At 46.4% G+C, this 4,027-nt stretch carries 2 protein-coding genes; both read right to left on the minus strand.

Annotated features, from left to right (window positions below):
- Nucleotides 1–625: 625 nt before the first annotated feature.
- On the minus strand, nucleotides 626–1,936 hold the full coding sequence (locus Q0236_RS04950) for a hemolysin family protein (protein WP_297915688.1): 1,311 nt from the start codon (nucleotides 1,934–1,936) through the stop codon (nucleotides 626–628).
- A 684-nt stretch (nucleotides 1,937–2,620) separates the two neighbouring features.
- Nucleotides 2,621–3,430, minus strand: coding sequence for a M48 family metallopeptidase (locus tag Q0236_RS04955; protein WP_297915686.1), 810 nt, complete (start codon nucleotides 3,428–3,430; stop codon nucleotides 2,621–2,623).
- Between the last annotated feature and the right edge of the window lie 597 nt (nucleotides 3,431–4,027).

Genomic DNA, 4,027 nt, shown 5'->3' on the forward strand with positions numbered 1-4,027 from the left:
GGAGAAATTTAGATCAATTAGAATTTTAAAATTCCGCAAAATTTTAAGGCGTGCCGATTTGATTACTGAGGATTTTTAGAATTTAAAATCGCGAAGTTTTAAAGCAAGATTGGTGAAATTTTATGATTAAAATCAATAGAGTTAATTCTGCGATACTACGCGGCAAAATTTTATCTTTATAATTTTAGAAAATTTTGCGCTTAAGCTTTGGCTTTAAAATTTGCTTAGCCTGGGTTTGTAGCGGGGATTGCTATTTAAGTTGGGCGAGAAATTTAGATCAATTAGAATTTTAAAATTCCGCAAAATTTTGAAATTTTTAAAATCTACGATTTCGCAAAATTTGAAAACAGGCTCATCAAGAAATTCTCTATTTAGCGTTGCTCTGGCAGAATTTTCGCGGTAGAATTTCGCTTTTCATTTGCAATATGCAGAGGACTTATAAATAGCACTTTATGGCGCTCTGAAAGGCGGCGGGCATTCCTCTGCCCGCTATTAGGGCATCTATGTGGGAGCGGCGAATAAATTTTTGCCCTATATGGGGATTGGGAGCGTCGCAAGCGGCAGCGCGCTTGAAATTTCCGGCACGCAGCATCACAGAGCGAATTTTATTAACTCACACTTTGGCTTAGTTATTTTTCTCCGCTTCTTCGTTTTCTTGCGGCTGCGCGACTGCTTTTTTGATCGCTTTTACGAGCGAGACCCTAGTGCCGTCCATTCGCAGCACTTCATAGTCGCAGTTTTCATCGCTTATTTTATCGCCGATTTCAGGTAGGCTGCCGAAGAGATTAAAGACATAGCCGCCGATCGTTAGCTGTTCGGTCTCCTCATCAAAGTCGATGCCCATCACCTCCTCGACGCCTTCGATCTCGAAGCGGCCTCTAAACTCAAAGGTGTTCTCGTCGATACGTTTGAAATTTTGCGCATTCGCGTCGTGCTCGTCGTTGATGTCGCCAAAAATTTCTTCTATTATATCTTCCATCGTCAAAAATCCCGCCGTGCCGCCGTATTCGTCGATGACGAGCGCGGCAAAAATGCGCTGCTTATTCATCATCGGTAAAATTTTAGAGATCGGGCTGTTTTCGGGCACGATGATGAGTTTGCGCACGATCTTATCGAAGCTTCGCTCGCCCTTTTGCTGGATGATATCGCGGATATGGATGAGACCTAGGACGTTATCCTTGCTGCCGTCGATATATGGAAAGCGCGTAAATCTCGACTGCAAGACGGTGTTGTAGTTTTCCTCGTAGCTTGCTTGCTTGTTTAGGCAGATCAGATCGCGGCGCGGCGTCATTATCTCTTTGGCGACCGTGTCGCTGAAATCGACGGCGTTTTTGATGATCTCGGTCTCTAGGCTATCAAGCACGCCGCCTTTTAGGCTCTCGCTCGCGATGATTTTGATCTCTTCGTCCGAAAGCGCAAGCTCGCTCTCTTTGGCGGGTTTTACGCCGATTATTTTAAGCGAAACGGCGGCGATAAAGTCAAACGCCTTGATAATAGGGAAAAATAGGATCCAAAACAGATGCAGCGGCTTAGCGATGAAAAGCACTACTTTTTCGGTTTTGGCGATAGCGATGGATTTTGGCACCAGCTCGCCGAGTACGACGTGAAACAGCGTAACGAGCGTAAAGGAGACGATAAAGGCGATCGTATGGATCGCTACGCCGCCTACGCCGAAGGTCTTTAGCGGCAGCTCGATCAGCCTCGCTACCGCAGGCTCACCGATCCAGCCCAGAGCCAGCGAGCTTATCGTGATACCGAGCTGAGTGGCGCTGAGGTAGGTGTCTAGGGAGTTTGAAATTTTAAAAGCGAGCCCTGCGTTTGGAATTTTATCTTTGATAAGCTCTTCGAGGCGCGATTTTCTTATTTTTACGATTGAGAATTCCGAAAGAACGAAAAAAGCATTCATAAAGATGAATACAAAAGCTAAAACTAACATTAAAACCGAACTGTCCGTGTCCAAATTTCTTATCCTTTGAAATTTAAAAATAAATATTTTGCAATTATATCTAAAAACGCTTTAAAATCCAAAAGGCGCGGAAAATTCCTCACGCCGACTCGTAGAATTTTGCGGAATTGAAATTTGACTATCTTTTATCGCGCAAAATTTCATCTGCCCGCGCGAGACTTGCCACTACGCAAAGACGCTAAAAATTCTACCGCCCAGCCGAATAAATTTTATTTTTATACCGGGCTGCGGCTGTAAAATTTTATCTGTATACGGCCGCGATGAAATTCTATCTGCGCCCAAAGAGGCAAAATTTTACTCTAAATTCCATCGCGCTTAAAATCGTAAAATTTTGTGCCGTAAAATTCTATAGCTACGGACATTCCGGTCTCTTATGCGGCAGAATTTCGCCTAGTGCTTGCGTTTTGAAATGAAATTTTGTCTAAGCGCGGATTGTATTTATCGTGCGTGTTAGCGGAATTTTGCGGCGATTTAGGATTTTGCGCCGCGGCAGGCCTTTGTCGCGGCGAGATTTTATCGCGATAGAGCTTATGCGCGGCGGCGGATAATCCTAGCGCCGCGCGCAAGTCCATTAAGAAATTTAAATGCGACGATAAAACCCGCTACTTAAAAAACCTTAGCGCGCAAGCTCTTGCGAAATTTTAAATCGCAAGGCTATCTATTTCTTGTGGCAGCCTCGTAAAGCGGCAAGACTTTCGGCATCACCTCTTTTAGATCGGCGATGCGATCGTCGTTTGAAGGGTGCGTGGACATAAATTTAAGCGGATGGCTCTCATTTAGCTTATTCATCTTCTCCCAGACATTTATCGCCGCCCTTGGATCGTATCCTGCGCGCGCCATCAGCTCGACGCCCATCAGATCGGCCTCCGTCTCATGCGTGCGCGAAAACGGCAGCGTGAATGTGTACTGCGCCGCCATGTTCAAAGCCGCTGAGCCCAGATCTCCAAGCCCTGCTGCAGAGCTTGCTACGGCGATACCGACATCTTTCATCTGTTCAGTCGAGGCTCGCTCGCGGCTGTGTTCGCGCAGTGCGTGCGACATCTCGTGCCCCAAAATAGCAGCCAGCTCGGCATCGGTAAGCTTTAGTTTTTCTATGATGCCAGTATATACGACGATACGGCCGCCAGGCATACACCAAGCATTGATCGTAGGGTCGTTGATGACATTTACCTGCCAGTTCCATTTCAGTGCGTCTTTGCGAAATGCGCCAACTTGAGCGATTAGGCGCCTCGAGATGCCTCTAACGCGATCAGTTAGCTTTTTATCGGTATTTAGGACGTGCTTGGCGTTTGCTTGGGCGGTAATCTGCCTGTAGGCAAGCGCGGCACCTTGATCCATTTCAGCTTCGCTTACGGTGATGAATTGCGAGCGGTCGATGCCTACGGCGCCGCCTTGCGTGGTGCTCGCGCAGCCGGTAAAAATCATCATCGCAGCAAAGGATATTAAAAGAGCTAATTTTTTCATCTTTTCTCCTTGGAATTTTGCGGCGATTTTAGCAAAATTTGGTTAAATTCTTGCAATTTCGCTTTTATATGGCGTTTTGTTTGCTTGGACGATTCATTTTGCGAGCGCGGCGGCGGTGCGGAATTTGCACCGCGCGTGAGATAAATTTATCGCTAAATTTAAGCATCCGCCGAACCGCATGGCATTAAATTTAATGAAATTTTGGCGTATAATTTAGCCTAGCGCGCAATTCGGCTTAAATTTTAAATACGCGTTGCTCGCCCGCCTAGGCTTAATAAAAACGGCGACGGCAAGCGCAAGGTTTAGTAACTACAAGCCACGGCCGTGGATTTTCAAACGATAGCACTCGCTTTCTTTGTGACTGTTTTGGCGCGCATTTGCTTAGCGAGTTCTGGCTTAGTTTCGTTTGGGCACTTCAAACCGAGCACGTTTGTATGTGCCCTACTTCGGTGCACAAATACAGCTGCAAAGCTTGCCGATGCGCGTTTAACGCGATCCGTTCGGTTCGTCAAATTTTGCGCTCCGCCGCCTAGCAAAGCTCGCTTTTGCAGCGCCTGCGCGCGATTAGTCCTTTTTGGACTTTAGCTTGGCGATCGT

Source organism: uncultured Campylobacter sp., from assembly GCF_938031315.1.
Classification (GTDB): domain Bacteria; phylum Campylobacterota; class Campylobacteria; order Campylobacterales; family Campylobacteraceae; genus Campylobacter_B.